Genomic DNA, 419 nt, shown 5'->3' with positions numbered 1-419 from the left:
CGCGCGTGACGCCGAGCCGCGCGCAATACTTGATCGCCTTCAACTGCTTGCCGCCGAAATGGTCGGTGCTGACGATGTCGCGCAGGTGCCAGACCACCGGCTTGCGCGCGAGCCGCCCGGCGAGCGCGGCGACCACCATCGCGCGTTGGGTGTTCGCGTAGATCACCTCGGCGCGGCGCGCGCGCCGCGCGACGTCGCGCACCAGCCGCACGAGCTGCTTCACCGCGCCGAACGACACGCCGCCCTGCTTGCGCACGCCCGCGAGCGCACCCTGCTCGACCACGTCGACGCGCGCGCCGATCTCGTCGAGCGCCGCGCGGAACGGACCGTCGGCGAACAGCAGCACGTCGGCGTTCGCGCGCATGTGCTTCATGATCTCGCGCAGCGACAGCTCGGCGCCGCCGAGCACGCCGCTCTGG

Annotated in this window: 1 protein-coding gene; it reads right to left on the bottom strand. The window is 72.8% G+C overall.

The features are described from left to right. Positions 1 to 419: glycosyltransferase (locus M3226_RS31675; protein WP_251573441.1), on the bottom strand; the 419-nt coding region annotated here is incomplete at both ends.

The organism is Neobacillus cucumis (assembly GCF_023715505.1).
The sequence above is the reverse complement of the archived record's forward strand: the minus strand, read 5'-3'. Positions and strand labels throughout refer to the sequence as shown.